This is a genomic window from Streptomyces pinistramenti (genome assembly GCF_020564935.1).
Classification (GTDB): domain Bacteria; phylum Actinomycetota; class Actinomycetes; order Streptomycetales; family Streptomycetaceae; genus Streptomyces; species Streptomyces pinistramenti.
This window is the reverse complement of the sequence record NZ_JAJCXB010000004.1, coordinates 147,405-164,175: the sequence shown is the minus strand read 5'-3', so window position 1 is coordinate 164,175 and position 16,771 is coordinate 147,405. Positions and strand designations below refer to the sequence as shown.

At 72.5% G+C, this 16,771-nt stretch carries 15 protein-coding genes; 6 read left to right on the top strand and 9 right to left on the bottom strand.

Annotated features, from left to right (window positions below; genetic code table 11):
- Positions 1-72 precede the first annotated feature (72 nt).
- A complete protein-coding gene (locus LIU39_RS05105; RefSeq protein ID WP_227045217.1) occupies positions 73-774 on the bottom strand; it encodes a TerB family tellurite resistance protein in 702 nt (233 codons plus the stop codon).
- Positions 775-1,144: 370 nt separating this feature from the next.
- Positions 1,145-2,923: a 2-isopropylmalate synthase gene (leuA, locus tag LIU39_RS05100; RefSeq protein WP_227045060.1), complete on the bottom strand. Its 1,779-nt coding sequence runs from the start codon at positions 2,921-2,923 to the stop codon at positions 1,145-1,147.
- 296 nt (positions 2,924-3,219) lie between these two features.
- On the opposite strand from leuA, the gene LIU39_RS05095 reads away from it, so the two are divergent.
- The 5 genes from LIU39_RS05095 to LIU39_RS05075 all read left to right on the top strand — a co-directional run bounded on the left by LIU39_RS05095 (position 3,220) and on the right by LIU39_RS05075 (position 8,707).
- The gene (locus LIU39_RS05095) at positions 3,220-4,299 is read left to right on the top strand and encodes a M4 family metallopeptidase (protein ID WP_227045058.1); all 1,080 of its coding nucleotides are present in this window, start codon (positions 3,220-3,222) and stop codon (positions 4,297-4,299) included.
- Between the two features lie 46 nt (positions 4,300-4,345).
- Positions 4,346-4,612, top strand: coding sequence for a protealysin inhibitor emfourin (locus tag LIU39_RS05090; RefSeq protein ID WP_227045057.1), 267 nt, complete (start codon positions 4,346-4,348; stop codon positions 4,610-4,612).
- A 336-nt stretch (positions 4,613-4,948) separates the two neighbouring features.
- Positions 4,949-6,328, top strand: coding sequence for a GH1 family beta-glucosidase (locus LIU39_RS05085; RefSeq protein WP_227045055.1), 1,380 nt, complete (start codon positions 4,949-4,951; stop codon positions 6,326-6,328).
- Complete coding sequence (locus LIU39_RS05080) at positions 6,325-7,578, top strand: MFS transporter (protein WP_227045052.1); 1,254 nt, start codon at positions 6,325-6,327, stop codon at positions 7,576-7,578. Before LIU39_RS05085 ends, LIU39_RS05080 begins: the two co-directional genes overlap by 4 nt.
- A 139-nt stretch (positions 7,579-7,717) precedes the next feature.
- Entirely contained in the window at positions 7,718-8,707 is a 990-nt protein-coding gene (locus tag LIU39_RS05075) for a CPBP family intramembrane glutamic endopeptidase (protein WP_227045050.1), read from the top strand.
- Here LIU39_RS05075 and era read toward each other — a convergent pair.
- The 7 genes from era to LIU39_RS05040 form a co-directional block, all read right to left on the bottom strand.
- Positions 8,704-9,642: a GTPase Era gene (era, locus tag LIU39_RS05070; RefSeq protein WP_227045049.1), complete on the bottom strand. Its 939-nt coding sequence runs from the start codon at positions 9,640-9,642 to the stop codon at positions 8,704-8,706. The genes LIU39_RS05075 and era overlap by 4 nt on opposite strands.
- 164 nt (positions 9,643-9,806) lie before the next feature.
- Complete coding sequence (locus tag LIU39_RS05065; protein ID WP_227045045.1) at positions 9,807-10,184, bottom strand: cytidine deaminase-like protein; 378 nt, start codon at positions 10,182-10,184, stop codon at positions 9,807-9,809.
- 62 nt (positions 10,185-10,246) lie between these two features.
- Positions 10,247-11,041, bottom strand: a complete 795-nt coding sequence (locus LIU39_RS05060) for an AAA family ATPase (RefSeq protein ID WP_227045043.1) — start codon at positions 11,039-11,041, stop codon at positions 10,247-10,249.
- A gap of 108 nt (positions 11,042-11,149) precedes the next feature.
- Positions 11,150-12,487 (bottom strand): hemolysin family protein, encoded by a 1,338-nt coding sequence (locus LIU39_RS05055; RefSeq protein WP_227045041.1) that lies wholly within the window; start codon positions 12,485-12,487, stop codon positions 11,150-11,152.
- A 13-nt stretch (positions 12,488-12,500) separates the two neighbouring features.
- Positions 12,501-12,998 (bottom strand): rRNA maturation RNase YbeY, encoded by a 498-nt coding sequence (gene ybeY / locus LIU39_RS05050; RefSeq protein ID WP_227045039.1) that lies wholly within the window; start codon positions 12,996-12,998, stop codon positions 12,501-12,503.
- A gap of 50 nt (positions 12,999-13,048) precedes the next feature.
- Positions 13,049-14,056: a PhoH family protein gene (locus LIU39_RS05045; RefSeq protein ID WP_227045037.1), complete on the bottom strand. Its 1,008-nt coding sequence runs from the start codon at positions 14,054-14,056 to the stop codon at positions 13,049-13,051.
- 152 nt (positions 14,057-14,208) lie between these two features.
- On the bottom strand, positions 14,209-15,357 hold the full coding sequence (locus LIU39_RS05040) for a carbohydrate kinase family protein (RefSeq protein ID WP_227045035.1): 1,149 nt from the start codon (positions 15,355-15,357) through the stop codon (positions 14,209-14,211).
- A 66-nt stretch (positions 15,358-15,423) separates the two neighbouring features.
- Here LIU39_RS05040 and LIU39_RS05035 point away from each other — a divergent pair, with 66 nt between their 5' ends.
- Positions 15,424-16,761, top strand: coding sequence for a 6-phospho-beta-glucosidase (locus LIU39_RS05035; protein ID WP_227045032.1), 1,338 nt, complete (start codon positions 15,424-15,426; stop codon positions 16,759-16,761).
- Positions 16,762-16,771 lie beyond the last annotated feature (10 nt).

The window sequence follows — 16,771 nt, the reverse complement described above, 5'->3', positions numbered from 1 at the left end:
CTCGCACGGCCGCCGGCCCCGCCTCCCTCCACGGGCGGCGGGGCCGGCGGCGTATCCGGGCCGAGGCGCCGGTCAGGACGGGGTGCGGGCCGCCACCAGCAGACGGTCGGTGTCGGCGGGGCAGAGCATCAGGGCGGCGCCGACGGTGCCGAGCACCTCGCGTTCGGCGGGGGTGTAGGAGCCGTCGGCGAGGGCGATGCGGGCGCCCTGGAAGAGCAGCGATTCGCGGCCCGCCTGGGCGAGGTGCGGCGTCAGCGGCTCCAGGGACGCGTGCAGCTCGATGGCGAGGGCCGTGCCGCAGGGGTCGAGGCCGCCGCGGGGACGGCGGTCGCCCGCGCCGAGGGCCTCGGCCGTGCCGCTGAGGGCTCCGGTGTCGGCGGCGAGCGCGGCGAGGAGGGTGAGCAGCTGGTCCTCCGAGCAGTCCGCGAAGCCGGCCGCGCGGACGGTGCCGACGGCGGTGTCGCGCACCGCACGGGAGGACGTGCCGCCGGCCGCGAGTACGGCGAGGGTGACGGTGTGCACGGCGTCGCGGAGCATCGCGGAGAGCCGCACGGTGGTGGGGTGGTCCAGCACGTCAGGGCCGAAGTGGCCGCGGCAGGCGGAGCATTCGATGACCGGGTCGGCCGCGCCGCGCGAGAGCAGCGGGATGCCGAGGACGGTCAGGCGCCGGTGGCCGGTCCTGCGGAGGTAGTTGCGGTCGCCGCCGCAGTCGGGGCAGAAGAACTCACCATCGGCGACGGTACGCCAGGACGTGCACACGCCCAGCACACACATCTTGTGCCTCACGCCAGACCTCCGTAACTCCCCCGCAGCCTTCAGGACACGGGAAGTAACACCGTGGCCACGTCGCCGTATTGACGTGATGTTAGCCACATCCGTGATGTGGCGTCAGCACCTCGAACGGACAACTGGCCGAATGACGAAGGGTGTACCTCGCGCACAGGCCGCGGCTGACGGCCTGCCGACAGTGCCCGCCGGAAGCGAACTGCGGCCTTCCGTAAGCAGGTAAGAGCAGGTGGGAGCGGGAACGTGGCCAACTGACACGGTGCCCCGGCGCGGCGTACGGGCGGCGTACGCGGCGCCGGGGCACCGGGAAAGTGGCCGAAGGGCGGGCTCGCGCTCGGCGGCCCGCCCTCCGGAACGGTCAGCGGCCGGCGCGGTTGACCGCGGAGGCGACGGCCTTGATGGACGCGCGCACGATGTTCGCGTCGATGCCGACGCCCCACAGGACCTTGTCGCCGATCGCGCACTCGACGTAGGCGGCGGCCTGGGCGCCCGCGCCCTCGCTCATCGTGTGCTCGACGTAGTCCAGGACCCGGACGTCCGCGTCGATGGCGTGCAGCGAGTCGATGAACGCGGCCAGCGGGCCGTTGCCCGACCCGGTCAGGACCGTGTCGGCGCCGTCCACCACGGCTTCGACGGTCAGTGCGTCGGTGCCCTCACTGGTGGTCGAGGTCTGCGCGGAACGCAGCGCGATCCGGCCCCAGGCGTGGTCCGGGGTGGGCAGGTACTCGTCCTGGAAGGTGGCCCAGATCGCGGCCGGGGTGACCTCGCCGCCCTCCGAGTCGGTCTTCTCCTGGATGGTCCGGGAGAACTCGATCTGCATCCGGCGCGGCAGGTCCAGCTTGTGGTCGTTCTTCAGCACGTAGGCGATACCGCCCTTGCCGGACTGCGAGTTGACGCGGATGACGGCTTCGTAGGAGCGGCCGACGTCCTTGGGGTCGATGGGCAGGTACGGCACCGCCCACTCGATCTCGTCCACGGTCCTGCCCGCGGCGGCCGCCTCGGCCTCCATGGCGTCGAAGCCCTTCTTGATGGCGTCCTGGTGGGAGCCGGAGAAGGCGGTGTAGACCAGGTCGCCCGCGTAGGGGTGGCGCGGGTGGACCTCCATCTGGTTGCAGTACTCGCTGGTGCGGCGGATCTCGTCGATCTGCGAGAAGTCGATCTGCGGGTCGACGCCCTGCGAGAACAGGTTCATGCCCAGCGTGACCAGGTCGACGTTGCCGGTCCGCTCGCCCTGCCCGAACAGGCAGCCCTCGATACGGTCCGCGCCCGCCATGATCGCCAGCTCGGCGGCGGCCACCGCGGTGCCGCGGTCGTTGTGCGGGTGCACGGACAGGCATACGTGCTCGCGGCGGGACAGGTGGCGCGACATCCACTCGAAGCGGTCGGCGTGCGTGGACGGCGTCGAACGCTCCACGGTGGCCGGCAGGTTCAGGATGATCTCGCGGCCCTCCTCGGGCTGCCAGACGTCACAGACCGCCTCGCAGACCTCCAGCGCGAAGTCCAGCTCGGTGTCGGTGAAGATCTCCGGGCTGTACTGGTAGCCGAAGATCGTCTCGTCGCCCAGGATCTTGTCCGCGTACTCCATGACCAGCCGCGTACCGTCCACCGCGATCTGCTTGACCTGCTCCTTCGAACCGCGGAACACGACCCGGCGGAAGGTGGGCGCGGTGGCGTTGTAGAGGTGGACGGTGGCCCGGCGGGCGCCGCGCAGCGACTCCACGGTCCGCTCGATCAGCTCCTCACGCGCCTGCGTCAGCACGGAGATCGTCACGTCATCGGGGATCGCGCCCTCTTCGATGATCGAGCGGACGAACGCGAAGTCGGTCTCGCCGGACGACGGGAAGCCGACCTCGATCTCCTTGTAGCCCATCGACACCAGCAGATCGAACATCTCGCGCTTGCGGGCCGGCGACATCGGGTCGATCAGCGCCTGGTTGCCGTCCCGCAGGTCCGTCGACAGCCAGCGGGGGGCCTTGGTGATCCGGTTGTCGGGCCAGGTGCGGTCCGGGATCTCGACGGCCTCGTAGCGGCCGTACTTGTGCACCGGCATCCCGGAGGGCTTCTGCAGGGCGGTGGCGTTGGTGACCGGGGTGGGGCGGCCGACAGCGTTCTCGGCGTGGCTCGACGGATTCGTCATGATGCGTAGGCTCCTCGTGTGTCCGCTGGACCGGCCGACGGGGCGATGAATCGCAGCACCGAACTCCGCGGGGAGGGGGTCGGCCTACGACTACAGGCCCTCACCGCGGCAGCTAAGGAGAAGCAGCCCGAAACGCATGATGCACAGCACCCTAACCGAGGGCGGCGAGCTCCGGCGGCCCGTATCAGTATGCGGGACCGAGGGGACGTAACCGCCTGACTGCGATCAACCACACGTTTTCGGGAATCTCAGCAGCGGGCAGTGACAACCGCGTCACGCAATGCGACATTTGCAGGATGGACGTCACCTCAACGCCGGACACCCCGGCCACCCCGGTCTTCTGCACCATCGTGCCGCCCCACCTCCTCGACAAGCTGGCGCAATCCGACGATCCTGCCCGCAACGAGCCGGCCCGCCGCACCCTCGACCACGACGCGCGCCACCGCACCCGCCGTTACGAGAGCGCCCTCGCCACCACCGCCCGCGCCGTCCCCGAAGCCGCGTCCGACAAGCCCAACCGCACCATCTACGACGCCGGCCACACCGAGACGCTCCCCGGCACCAAGGTCCACAGCGAGGCCGACAGTCCGTCCAAGGACGCCTCGGTCAACCGCGCGCACGCCGGTCTCGGTGCGACCTTCAACCTCTATCTCAAGGTCTACGGCCGGCACTCCATCGACGGCGCCGACCTGCCGCTCAACGCCACCGTCCACTACGGCCAGAAGTACGACAACGCCTTCTGGGACGGCCAGCGGATGGTGTTCGGCGACGGCGACAACGACCTGTTCCTCGACTTCACCATCCCCGTCGACGTGATCGGGCACGAACTGACCCACGGCGTCACGCAGTACACCGCCAACCTCGACTACAGCGGCCAGTCCGGCGCACTCAACGAGTCCATCTCGGACGTCTTCGGTTCGCTGATCAAGCAGTACGCCCTCGGCCAGAGCGCCGCGCAGGCCGACTGGCTGATCGGCGCCGACCTCCTCGGCCCGAACGTCACCGGCAAGGCCCTGCGCTCCATGAAGGCACCGGGAACCGCGTACGACGACGACGTACTCGGCAAGGACCCGCAGCCCGCCAAGATGAAGAACTACGTCGAGACGCAGGACGACAACGGCGGCGTCCACCTCAACTCCGGCATCCCCAACCACGCGTTCTACGTCGCCGCGACCACCATCGGCGGCAACGCCTGGGAGCGCGCGGGCCAGGTCTGGTACGACGTGCTGACCGGCGGCCACCTCGCCAAGAACGCCAAGTTCGCCGACTTCGCGGCCCTCACCATCGCGGCGGCCCAGGCCCGCTACGGCGCGGGCGCCGAACACGAGGCCATGGTCAAGGCGTGGTCGCAGGTGGGCGTCACCCCCACCGAATAGCGCACCCCGGGGACGTCCGGCCCGTCCTCCTGGGTAGGAGCCACCCATGCGCATTCACATCCGACGCACCGGTGGCTTCGCCGGCATCGAGCGCCGCGCCGAGATCGACACCTCGGCGCGCCCCGACGCCGACGACTGGCACACCCTCGCCACCCAGTCCCTCGCCCAGGGCCACGACGAGCCCCCGGTCGGGGTTCCGGACGGCTTCAGCTACCAGATCACCGTCGACGGGCGGACTGTCTACTGCTCCGACCCCCGCCTGACCGAGGAACAGCGAAAGCTGATCACACGGGTTCTGAAGGAGGGGGCGTAGGGGTCATAGAGGCCACACCGAGCGCGTCCGAAAGGGCTCCGGGTCGCACCGGTGGAATCGCCTCCTGAAGCGGACTTTCCGGTTTGATCGATCAAGCGCCCGCGGAGGACGCCTCGTTGGAGCGGGCCGGGCGGGCCGGACACGACGTCGAGGGCTCCCCCTTGCGGGGCGATTCGACAGACGTCGTCGCCATGCGGGGTTTACTTCGGCAGGCGGAAGTGACACGGAGTGATCCAGCGCCACACTGCCGTCGGAAGCCCTCGGCACAGGTGGCCCCCGCCCGTATCCGCCCGCGACCCCTTGACGGGGTTACCGGCGGTTAAGAAGATCCGCCTCATGGATACGACATCGGCACGTCCGTCCTCCCTCCCCCGTTTCCCCCGCAACTTCCTCTGGGGGGTGTCCACTTCGGCGCAGCAGATCGAGGGGGCCGTGGGTGAGGGCGGGCGGGGGCGGTCGGCGTGGGATGTGTTTGCCGGGGAGGGTGGGCGGATCAAGGACGGGTCGGATCCGGGGGTGGCGGTCGATCACTACCACCGGTACCGGGAGGACGTGGGGCTGCTGCGGGAGCTGGGGGTCGGGGCGTACCGGTTCTCGGTGGCGTGGCCGCGGGTGGTGCCGGACGGGAGCGGGGCGGTCAACGCGGCCGGGCTCGACTTCTACGACCGGCTGGTGGACGCGTTGCTGGCGGCCGGGGTCGAGCCGCTGCCGACGCTGTTCCACTGGGACACGCCGCAGGCGCTGGAGGAGCACGGCGGGTGGCTCCGAAGGGAGACGGCCGAGCACTTCGCGGCGTACGCGGATGCCGTCGCGGCGCGGCTCGGGGACCGCGTGCGGCGGTGGATCACCCTCAACGAACCGGCCGAGCTGACGCTGCTCGGCTACGGCATCGGGCAGCACGCACCCGGCCGGCAGCTGGTCTTCGACGCGTTGCCCGCGGCGCATCACCAGTTGCTGGGCCACGGCCTCGCCGTCCAGGCCCTGCGTGCCCGGGGCGCCGAAAGCATCGGCATCGCCAACTCGCACGGGCCGACCTGGCGGGCCTCCGACGAGGAGGCGGATGCCGCGGCGGCCGATCTCTACGATCTGCTGCTCAACCGGCTGTTCGCGGAGCCGCTGCTGCTCGGCCGCTACCCGGACGAGGGCCTGGCGGCGATGCTGCCGGGGCCGGTGGCCGAGGACCTGAAGGTCATCTCCCAGCCGCTGGACTGGTACGGGATCAACTACTACCAGCCGACGGTGGTCGGCGCCCCGGAGCCGGGCGGCAGCGGCGGCCCCACGGACTTCGGCGGGGTCCGGATTCCGTCGGAACTCCCGTTCGCGCCACGGGAGATCGAGGGCTACCCGCGGACGGACTTCGGCTGGCCGGTGGTCCCCGAGGCCCTGACCGAGCTGCTGCTGACCTTCCGCGAACGGTACGGCGCGAGCCTGCCGCCTGTGATGATCACGGAGAACGGCTGCGCGTACAACGGGCTCGACGACCACGAGCGGATCGCGTTCCTCGACGGACATCTGCGGGCGCTGCACGAGGCGATGGCGGCCGGCGTCGACGTACGCGGCTATTTCGTCTGGTCGTTGATGGACAACTTCGAGTGGGCGGAGGGCTACGCGCGCCGCTTCGGTCTGGTGCACATCGACTACGCGACGCTGGCACGGACCCCGAAGGCGTCCTTCCGCTGGCTGCGCGACGCGCTCCGGGACCAGGCGCGGGGATGACCGCCCCGGCCGCGGACGCCGGGGCGCTCGCGGAGCCGGCCGAACCGGTGGGCGGCGGCTGGACGGCCGCGCTGTCGCTGGCGAACGGCGCGATCTGGGTCGGCTGGTACGGCCCGCTGCAGATCCTGCTCGCCCTGCAGGCCGCCGAGCTGGCGCCGCCCGGCACGTCCAAGGAAGCGGTCCTGGCCTGGGTGACGGGCGCCGGCGCCGTGGTCTCGCTGGTCGCCAATCCGCTGTTCGGCGCGCTGTCGGACCGTACGACCTCGCGGTACGGGCGGCGTACGCCGTGGATCGCCGCCGGGGTGCTGGGCGGGGCGGCGGCGCTGGCGCTGCTGGCCGGGGCGCGGACGGTGCCGGCGATGGCGGCCGGCTGGTGCCTGGTGCAGCTGGCGCTGAACGCCGCGTTCGCCGCGGTGACCGCGGCCGTGCCGGACCGGGTGCCGCGGCGGCAGCGGGGTGCGGTGGGCGGCTGGCTGGGCGCGGCGCAGATCCTGGGCGTGCTGGCCGGGACCGGTCTTGCGACGTCGGCCGGCGGGCTCGCGGCCGGCTACCTGGCCTGCGCCGCGTTCACCGTCCTGGCCACACTGCCGTATCTGCTGCTGCACCGGGACCTCGTGCTGCCCGCGGGCGCCCGGCCGCCGTTCACCTGGCGGTCCTTCCTCGCCGGCTTCGGGTTCGACCCACGCCGCCACCCGGACCTCGGCTGGGCCTGGCTGACCCGCTTCCTGATCAACCTCGGCAACGCGCTGGCCCTGCTGTATCTCCTGTACTTCCTGCGGGACGCGCTGCACCGGCCCGATCCGCAGGGCGGCGTGCTGATCCTGACGGCGGTCAACGGCGTGACGCTGCTGGGCACGGTCGTCGCGGGCGGCTTCTGGTCGGACCGGGTCGGGCGGCGGCTGCCGTTCGTGCTGTGGTCCGGCGTGATCATGGCGGTCGCCGCCGTGCTGCTGGCCTGCTGGCAGACCTGGCCCGGCGCGCTGGCCGCCGCCGCGCTGCTGGGCGTCGGCTTCGGCGTGTTCACGTCCGTCGACTTCGCACTGATGACGGACGTGCTGCCGGCCGCCGCGCACCGCGGCAAGGACCTCGGCGTCCTCAATATCGCCAACTCGCTGCCGCAGGTGGCGGCCCCGGCGCTGGCCGCCCCGATCGTCGCCCACCTCGGCGGCTACCGCGCGCTGTATCTCGTCGCGGCCGCGACCGGCCTGCTGGGTGCGCTGCTGGTCCGGCGGATCCGCGGGGTGGCGTGAGGCGGGGACGGGCGGTCCGGGCGCGGGCGGTCGGCCGGATGGCCGGCCGGTGGGGAAGCCCGGCCGGTGGGGAAGCCCCTACACCGGAGGGGGGACCAGCCGGATTCTGCGCCGTCCACCCGCGCCGTAGCGTCCCGGCATGATCCTCTCCACCGAGCCCTTACCGACCGCCCGCCGGCGCCGCAGCCTGCTTCTCTACCTCGGCCTGGCCTACGCCGGCATGTGGCTGGCCATGTCGCCGCTCCTGGCCGGCGGCTTCCAGCGGGGCGACGCCCGGCAGGACACCGGGGCGCTGGAGCAGACCTGCATCTCGGCCGCGATGCTCGCCCCCGCCCTCGCCGCGCTCGTCGCCGTCCGCTGGGCCGAGCGCAGCGGACGGGTACGGGAAACGCTCGCCCTGCGGTGGCCCCGGCCCTGGGGCCGTGCCGTAAGCGCCTGCCTGGCGGCCTTCGCGGTGCCCGCCGGACTCACCGTCGCCGCCCTCACCATCGGCACCCTCGCGGGCAGCTACCCCTTCGGCGGCGTGCACTGGAGCGGGCTCGGTGCGTGGGCGGCCGCGGCGGCGGGCCAGATGCTGCTGTCGCTTCCGCTGTTCTTCGGTGAGGAACTGGGCTGGCAGGGCTACCTCTTCCCCCGCCTGGCACGGGACGGCGGCCGCCTCGGCCTGGTGGGGGCGTACCTGGTCACCGGCACGGCCTTCGCCCTGTGGCACCTGCCCACGCTGCTGATGGGCGGCCAGTACCCGGGACGCCCCTGGTACGTGTCGGTGCCCGCGATGCTGGTGAGCTGCGTCCTCATCCTGCCGGTCTTCACCTGGCTGCGGCTGCGCTCGGGCTCGGTCGTGCCCGCCGTCATCGGCCATGCGTTCATCAGCTCGGTGAGCGTGGTGATGGTCAAGGAGTTCGCCGATCCCGCCGCCACGCTCGACCCCCTGCACATGGGGATCAACGGCTGGCCCGGCTGGATCGTGCTGGCCGCCTTCGTCGCCTTCCTGACGGTGACGGGCCGGCTCCGGCCGTCCTCCTACGTACGGCCAGGACCGGTACGGGCCGCGTGGCCCGTCCTCCGACGGACGGGCGGCCCCGCCCTGGACGAGCCGGCCCGGGGCGTGTCCGACGGGTCGCCCTAGAAGCCCAGCTTGCGCAGCTGCTTCGGGTCGCGCTGCCAGTCCTTGGCGACCTTGACGTGCAGGTCGAGGAAGACCGGCGTCCCGAGCAGCGCCTCGATGTGCTTGCGCGACTTGGTGCCGACTTCCTTGAGGCGCTTGCCCTTCGGGCCGATGATGATGCCCTTCTGGCTCGGGCGCTCGATGTAGACGTTGGCGTGGATGTCGAGGAGCGGCTTGTCGGCGGGCCGGTCGCCGCGCGGGATCATCTCCTCGACGACCACGGCGATGGAGTGCGGCAGCTCGTCGCGTACGCCTTCCAGGGCGGCCTCGCGGATCAGCTCGGCGACCATGACCTGCTCGGGCTCGTCGGTGAGGTCGCCCTCCGGGTAGAGCGGCGGGCTCTCCGGCAGCAGCGGCACGAGCAGGTCGGCGAGCAGGCCGACCTGCTTGTCGCCGACGGCGGAGACCGGGATGATCTCGGCCCACTCGATGCCCAGGTCCTGGCCGAGCCTGTCGATGGCCAGCAGCTGTTCGGCCAGCGCCTTGGAGTCGACCAGGTCGGTCTTGGTGACGACGGCGACCTTCGGGGTCTTCTTGATGCCGGCCAGTTCGGCGGCGATGTAGCGGTCGCCGGGGCCGAGCTTCTGGTCGGCGGGCAGGCAGAAGCCGATGACGTCGACCTCGGCCCAGGTGGTGCGCACCACGTCGTTGAGCCGCTCGCCGAGCAGGGTGCGCGGCTTGTGCAGGCCCGGGGTGTCGACGAGGACGAGCTGCGCCTCGGGCCGGTGCACGATGCCGCGGACGGTGTGGCGGGTGGTCTGCGGCCGGTTGGAGGTGATGGCCACCTTCGTGCCGACCAGAGCGTTCGTGAGGGTGGACTTGCCCGCGTTGGGGCGGCCGACGAAGCAGGCGAAGCCGGCGCGGTGCGGGGCTGAGGAGTCTGTACGAGCGCTCATGGCGCCCATTGTCCCCGATCCCCGGGGCCGCTCCGACCACCGGCGTACGCCCGGTCGCCGGGACGGCCGCCGTACGGGCGCCGGGGCATGGTCGTACGCGTACCGGCGGGCGGCCGGATCGGCCGGTGCGGGAGACCGGTCGGCGGCGGCCGCCCGGCCGTCGCTCAGAGCTGCCGGCCGCCCGCCGGGCTGCTGCCGCGCAGGGTGCCGTCGGGGCCCGCGACCAGGACCGGCGTGCCGGGGCCGCCGAGATCACGTACCGCCGCGCGGTCGGCATCAGCCGCGTCGTCGGCCTCGGTGACCACCGCGGCGGCCTCCAGGGACTGCGCGCCGCTGGCCACGGCCATCGCCACGGCCGTCTGCAGCGCGCTGAGCCGCAGCGAGTCCAGGGCCACGGTGCCGGCGACGTAGGTGCGTCCGGTCTCGTCGCGCACGGCGGCGCCCTCGGGCACGCCGTTGCGGGCCCGCGCCGAGCGCGCGAGCGTGATGATCTTGCGGTCTTCCGGGTCCAGTGCAGCGGCTTCACTCATACGGCCGAGCATATGCGGGGCGGCGCCGGCACGGCCCCGCGGGGCGCGGCACGAAGGACCGTGCCGACCGCGGGTCACGGACGCGGCGGCCCGGCGATGCGCACCGAATCCGGCGACGGCGGCACAGCGTCCCGGGACGGCTCCGGCGGCAGTACGGAGGACGCGGCCGCGGCGCCGACGCCCGGCTCCGGGAGCTGCCCCGCAGCGGCCGTGAACCGCACGGCCCGCACCTTCGCGCGCGACGCCTCGTCGAGCAGCACCACCGAGGCCACGCCGGCGAGCGCGGCGGGGAGCGCGGCGGCGGCCGGGGCGCCGGGCCGCGGCAGGGTGCCCAGCAGCCGGCCGAGGCCGCGGCAGTGCCGGGCGAAGACCCGGCGGCGGACCCAGCGGTCGCGGGCCCGCTGGCCCGACAGAGCGACGGCCGGCCCGACGTCCAGCACCACGAGATGCAGGCTCCGGCCCCGCCGCGCGGCACTGCGCGCCAGCAGGCGCCGCAGCCACGGCCGGCTGCCGCAGTCGTGCACCAGCAGCGGCCGGTCCCGGCCCAGCCCGGCGCGCAGCCACAGCAGGAGCCTGGCGCGCGCCCAGGGCCGGTAGACGGCGTACGGCAGCCAGTCCGGCATCACCGCCTCGCAGGCGACGTGGACCGTGCGCGGGTCGATCACCGCCGCCGCTGCCGCTGCCGCTGCCGACCAGCGGTGCAGCACCGTGCTCTTCCCGCTGCCCGGCAGCCCGGAGGCCACGACGACGGCGCCCGGCGGATAGCTGAGGGCGGCCGGGACGGTGTCCGTGGCACGCAGGTCCCACAGCCCCTGCGGGCGGGCCTCCGGCGCCGGGCCGGCCGCGCCCGCTCCTTCGGTGCCTGCCATCGAACTCCCCCCGCTCGCACTCCCCTTGCGCGCCTTCCGCCGCCGTCAGCTTGGCACAGGCGCACGGCCCCAGGCCCGCGGCCGCCGTGCTCCCCCGGCCGTGCCGGTTCAGCCGGCCGATGTCCCGCCGCCCGCGCCGGGGCCCGCCCCCGCGGTGGCACGGACCGGCTCGCACAGCACGGTCATGATCTTGTTGCGGCGGCCGGCCGGCGACTCGGCGGTCAGCCGCAGCGCGGTCAGGTCCGGGTCGTACCTGTCGTCGGAGAGGTCGACCTCGGCCGTCGCCCCGGCGATCGGCACCCGGCCCAGCAGCTTGGCGAGCAGCCCGCCGACCGTCTCGACGTCCTCGTCGTCCAGCTCGGCCAGGCCGTACAGCTCGCCGAGGTCGCCGATGTCCAGGCGGGCGGTGACACGGTAGCGGCCGTCGCCCAGCTCCTCGACCGGCGGCAGCTCCCTGTCGTACTCGTCGGTGATCTCGCCGACGATCTCCTCCAGGATGTCCTCGATGGTGACGATGCCCGCCGTGCCGCCGTACTCGTCGATGACCACGGCGACGTGGTTGCGGTCCTGCTGCATCTCGCGCAGCAGGTCACCGGCGTTCTTGGTGTCCGGCACGAAGACCGCCTGGCGCATCGCGGAGGAGACCAGCTCGGTCTCGGCGTCCCGGCTGACGTGCACCTTGCGGGCGAGGTCCTTGAGGTAGACCACGCCGACGATGTCGTCCTCGTTCTCGCCGGTCACCGGGATCCGCGAGAAGCCGGAGCGCAGCGCGAGGGTCAGCGCCTGGCGGATGGTCTTGTACCGCTCGACGGCCACCAGGTCCGTACGCGGCACCATCACCTCGCGCACGAGGGTGTCGCCGAGCTGGAAGACGGAGTGCACCATCCGGCGCTCCTCGTCCTCGATCAGCGACTCCTTCTCGGCGAGGTCGACCAGCGACCGCAGCTCCGCCTCGGAGGCGAACGGGCCCTTGCGGAAGCCCTTGCCGGGGGTGAGGGCATTGCCGAGGAGGATCAGCAGCTGCGGGACCGGGCCCATGATCCGGGCCAGCGGCAGCAGGACGTACGCGGCGGCGGTGGCGGTGTTCAGCGGGTGCTGGCGGCCGATGGTGCGCGGCGAGACGCCGACCGCGACGTACGAGACGAGCACCATCACGCCGATGGCGACCGTCAGCGCCTGCCACGTCGCCTCGAACGAGCGGAGGCAGGCGTACGTGACCAGGACGCCGGCCGCCATCTCGCAGCCGACGCGCACCAGCAGGGCGACGTTCAGGTAGCGGGTGGGGTCGGCGGCGACGGCGGCGAGCTTGGCGCTGCCGCGGCGGCCGGAGCGGACCGCTTCATCGGCGCGGAAGCTGGTGGTGCGGGCCAGGCCGGCCTCCGCGCAGGCGGCGAGCCAGGCGATCACGACGAGCAGTACCGCTACCGCGATCAGTTGGGTGGTCATGCGCGGCGTCCGGTCACGTCAGGGTGGGGGCCGGGGACGGGCCTTCCAGGCCCCGTTCGGCGCGCCAGCCGTCGATGATGGCCGCCTGGAGGCCGAACATCTCCGCCTTCTCGTCCGGCTCTTCGTGGTCGTACCCGAGGAGGTGCAGCAGGCCGTGGACGGTGAGGAGTTGGAGTTCCTCGTCCATGGAGTGCCCGGTCGGGGCCGCTTCGCCCTGCTGCTTGGCGACCTCGGGGCAGAGCACGATGTCACCGAGGAGCCCCTGCGGGGGCTCCTCGTCGTCCTTGGCCGGCGGACGGAGTTCGTCCATCGGGAAGGACATGACATCGGTCGGGCCCGGGAGGTCCATCCACTGGATGTGGAGCTGCTCCATGGCCTCGGCGTCCACGACGATCACGGACAGCTCGGAGAGCGGGTGGATACGCATCCGGGCGATGGCGTAGCGGGCGACGTCCAGGACGGCCTGCTCGTCGATGTCCGTTCCGGACTCGTTGTTGACGTCGATCGACATGAGGGGGCTGACTTCTCGCTTCTCGTCCGCGGGCCGGACCGGCCCTGGGGCTAGCCGCTGTTGCGGCTGTCGTACTTCTCGTATGCGTCGACGATACGGCCCACCAGTTTGTGCCGTACGACGTCCTGGCTGGTGAGGCGGGAGAAATGCACGTCGTCGACGTTCTCCAGGATCTCCTGGACCTGCCGCAGGCCGCTCTTGCCGCCGCCTCCGGGAAGGTCGATCTGGGTGATGTCGCCCGTGATGACGATCTTCGAATCGAAGCCGAGGCGGGTGAGGAACATCTTCATCTGCTCGCGGCTGGTGTTCTGCGCCTCGTCGAGAATGATGAAGGCGTCATTCAAGGTGCGGCCCCGCATATAAGCCAGCGGCGCGACCTCGATCGTGCCCGCCGCCATCAGGCGCGGAATCGAATCCGGGTCGAGCATGTCGTGCAGGGCGTCGTAGAGGGGGCGCAGGTACGGGTCGATCTTTTCGTAGAGGGTGCCGGGCAGGAAGCCCAGGCGTTCGCCCGCCTCGACGGCGGGGCGGGTCAGGATGATGCGGTTGACCTGCTTGGCCTGGAGTGCCTGGACCGCCTTGGCCATCGCGAGGTAGGTCTTGCCGGTGCCCGCGGGGCCGATGCCGAAGACGATGGTGTGCTGGTCGATGGCGTCGACGTAGCGCTTCTGGTTGAGGGTCTTGGGGCGGATGGTGCGGCCGCGGTTGGAGAGGATGTTCTGGGTGAGGACCTCGGCCGGTGTCTCGCCTTCGGTGCCCTCGCCGTTCTCCGCCGCGCGCAGCATCGCGATGGAGCGTTCCACGGCGTCCTCCGTCATCGGTTGTCCGGTGCGGAGCACCAGCATCATCTCGTCGAACAGGCGCTGGACGAGGGCGACTTCCCGGGCGTCGCCGACAGCGCTGACGTCATTGCCCCGGACATGGATGTCCGTCGCGGGGAACGCTTTCTCGATCACGCGCAGAAGCGAGTCTCCCGATCCCAGGACCGTCACCATGGGGTGCTTGGCCGGGACGGTGAACTGGGCGCTCGCCTGCGGTTGGCTGGGTGTCTGAGTCATGGGCCGGCGCTGTGGCCTGCTCAACCCCCGTCCTTTGCTGCTAAGAGGTGCCTGCGGCTCGACTCCTTGGATCTCCAGAGTACGACGGTGCACCGACAACCCCGAAAGTTTTTCCGGCCCGCAGGACGAAACCGGCCCCGGGCGCCCCGCGTTCAGGCCGGCCTGCGGAAACCGATGGTCGGGACGGCGCGGGCCAGCGGGGAGCAGCGGTCTGCCGCGGGCAGCACCGCGTCCAGGAAGGCGTACTGGCGGCGCAGGCCGGCCGGTGCGCCCGCGGTGCAGCGGCGCACCTGCTGCCACCAGGCGGCGATCTCCGCCCAGCCCGGCGCGGAGAGCGAGCCGCCGAATTCCTGCACGGACAGGGCGGCGGTCAGCCCGGCGAAGGCCAGCCGGTCGGTGAGCGGCCACTCGGCGAGGGTGCCGGTGACGAAGCCCGCGACGAACACGTCACCGGCGCCGGTCGGATCCAGCGCCTCGACGGCGATGGCGGGCACCTCGGCGCTCTCGCCGGTGCGTCCGTCGACGGCGCAGGCGCCCTCGGAACCCATGGTGACCACGGCGAGCGGCACCCGCTCGGCGAGCTTGCGGGCGGCGGCGCGCGGGTCGGACGTGCGGGTGTAGCGCATCGCTTCCTCGGCGTTGGGCAGGAACGCCTCGCAGTGTTCGATGCCTTCGAGGTCGGCGGGATCCCAGCGGCCGCTGTCGTCCCAGCCGACGTCGGCGAAGATGCGGCTGCCGCGGGCGGCGGCGCAGGCCAGCCAGCCCTCCCGCCTGCCGGGCACCAGCGAGGCGACGCAGGCGCGGGATGCGGGCGGGCAGCCAGGGGCGTGGCCGCCGTCGAAGACGTTCTCGGGCTGCGGCGCCTCGTGGCCGTGCGAGACCATCGTGCGTTCGCCCTCGTAGGCCATGGAGACGGTGACCGGGGAGTGCCAGCCGGGGACCGTGCGGGACAGGGTGAGGTCGATGCCTTCGCCCCGGTCGAGCGCGTCCCAGCAGTATTCGCCGTACATGTCGTCGCCGAACGCGGCGGCCAGCGAGGTGCGCAGTCCCAGCCGGGCCAGGGCGGTGGCCATGTTGGCGACGCCGCCGGGGCTGGAGCCCATGCCGCGGGCCCAGGATTCGGTGCCGCGTACCGGTGCGGAGTCCAGGCCGGTGAAGATGATGTCGAGGAAGACCGTACCGGTGAGATAGACGTCGGTGGCCGGGTCGCCTGGGGCTCTCAGCGCGGCCAGCGGGTCGAGTGCCGCCGCCGCGGCTCCCGGCCGCGTGGGCTGCTGGTCTTCTCGTCGGCCACCGATCACCGTGCTCGCCCCTCTCGTCCCGGCAGGTGCCGCCAGTCTGCCTGATGCTGAGGTACGTTCCGCCCCATGAGGCTCACGATTCTCGGCGGCGGCGGTTTCCGGGTGCCGCTGGTGCACCGCGCGCTGCTGGACGACCCGGAACACTCCGTATCCGAGCTGACGCTGTACGACACCGATCCGCGGCGGCTCTCGGTCATCGCCGAGGTGCTGGCGCGGCAGGCCGAAGGGCATCGGGCGCCGGTACGGGTCCGGCTCGCGGACGGCCTGGACGACGCGCTGACCGGGGCCGATTTCGTCTTCTCCGCGATCCGGGTGGGCGGCACCGCGGGGCGGGTGCGTGACGAGCGGATCCCGCTGGACGAGGGCGTGCTCGGGCAGGAGACGGTGGGCGCGGGCGGGGTGCTCTACGGGCTGCGGACGATCCCGGTGGCGCTGCACATCGCGGAGCGGGTCGCGGCCCTGGCGCCGCGGGCCTGGGTCATCAACTTCACCAACCCGGCGGGCATGGTGACCGAGGCGATGGCGCAGGTGCTGGGCGACCGGGTGGTGGGGATCTGCGATTCGCCGGTGGGCCTGGTGCACCGGGCGGCCCGCGCCGCGGGGGCGGACCCGTCGGCGTTCGGCACGCCGGGCCGGGTGACGTACGACTACGTCGGCCTCAACCACCTCGGCTGGCTGCGGTCGTTGGCGGTCGACGGGCGGGAGCTGCTGCCGGGGCTGCTGGGGGACGCGGCGGCGCTGGGGTCCTTCGAGGAGGGGCGGCTGTTCGGCGCGGACTGGCTGCGCGTCCTGGGGGCCCTGCCCAACGAGTACCTGCACTACTACTACTTCCGCCGGGAGACCCTGGCGTCGGTGCGCGGGGCGAGCGAGACCCGGGGCGAGTTCCTCGACCAGCAGCAGGGCGGCTTCTTCGAGCGGGCGGCGGCCGGCGGCCCCGGGGACGCGTATGCGCTGTGGGAGCGGACCCGGCTGGAGCGCGAGGAGACGTATCTGGCCGACAGCCGCAAGGCGAGCGGCGGTTGGCAGCGGGACAGCTGTGATCTGGAGGGCGGTGGCTACGACCGGGTGGCGCTCGCGCTGATGCGGGCCCTGGTGGACGGCGGCAGCACCCGGCTGATCCTCAACGTCCGCAATCGCACGACGGTGCCGCAGCTGGCGCCCGACGCGATCGTGGAGACGGTGTGCGAGGTGGGTGCAAACGGGCCGCGGCCGCTGCCCTGCGCGCCGCTGCGCGCGGACCAGTTGGGGCTGATGCTCCAGCTCAAGGCGGTGGAGCGGGCGGCGGTCGAGGCGGCGATGTTCAAGGACAGGGGCGCGGCGCTGCGCGCGCTGGCGCTGCATCCGCTGGTGGACTCCCCGGCGGTGGCCGCCCGCATTCTGGAGCGGGCGGCCAAGGAGGCGTAGGCGCCTGCGT

Coding starts and splice junctions, on each gene's coding strand:
- LIU39_RS05105 (WP_227045217.1), bottom strand. CDS start 774: ATGTGTGTGCTGGGCGTGTGCACGTCCTGGCGTACCGTCGCCGATGGT.
- leuA (WP_227045060.1), bottom strand. CDS start 2,923: ATGACGAATCCGTCGAGCCACGCCGAGAACGCTGTCGGCCGCCCCACC.
- LIU39_RS05095 (WP_227045058.1), top strand. CDS start 3,220: ATGGACGTCACCTCAACGCCGGACACCCCGGCCACCCCGGTCTTCTGC.
- LIU39_RS05090 (WP_227045057.1), top strand. CDS start 4,346: ATGCGCATTCACATCCGACGCACCGGTGGCTTCGCCGGCATCGAGCGC.
- LIU39_RS05085 (WP_227045055.1), top strand. CDS start 4,949: ATGGATACGACATCGGCACGTCCGTCCTCCCTCCCCCGTTTCCCCCGC.
- LIU39_RS05080 (WP_227045052.1), top strand. CDS start 6,325: ATGACCGCCCCGGCCGCGGACGCCGGGGCGCTCGCGGAGCCGGCCGAA.
- LIU39_RS05075 (WP_227045050.1), top strand. CDS start 7,718: ATGATCCTCTCCACCGAGCCCTTACCGACCGCCCGCCGGCGCCGCAGC.
- era (WP_227045049.1), bottom strand. CDS start 9,642: ATGAGCGCTCGTACAGACTCCTCAGCCCCGCACCGCGCCGGCTTCGCC.
- LIU39_RS05065 (WP_227045045.1), bottom strand. CDS start 10,184: ATGCTCGGCCGTATGAGTGAAGCCGCTGCACTGGACCCGGAAGACCGC.
- LIU39_RS05060 (WP_227045043.1), bottom strand. CDS start 11,041: ATGGCAGGCACCGAAGGAGCGGGCGCGGCCGGCCCGGCGCCGGAGGCC.
- LIU39_RS05055 (WP_227045041.1), bottom strand. CDS start 12,487: ATGACCACCCAACTGATCGCGGTAGCGGTACTGCTCGTCGTGATCGCC.
- ybeY (WP_227045039.1), bottom strand. CDS start 12,998: ATGTCGATCGACGTCAACAACGAGTCCGGAACGGACATCGACGAGCAG.
- LIU39_RS05045 (WP_227045037.1), bottom strand. CDS start 14,056: ATGACTCAGACACCCAGCCAACCGCAGGCGAGCGCCCAGTTCACCGTC.
- LIU39_RS05035 (WP_227045032.1), top strand. CDS start 15,424: ATGAGGCTCACGATTCTCGGCGGCGGCGGTTTCCGGGTGCCGCTGGTG.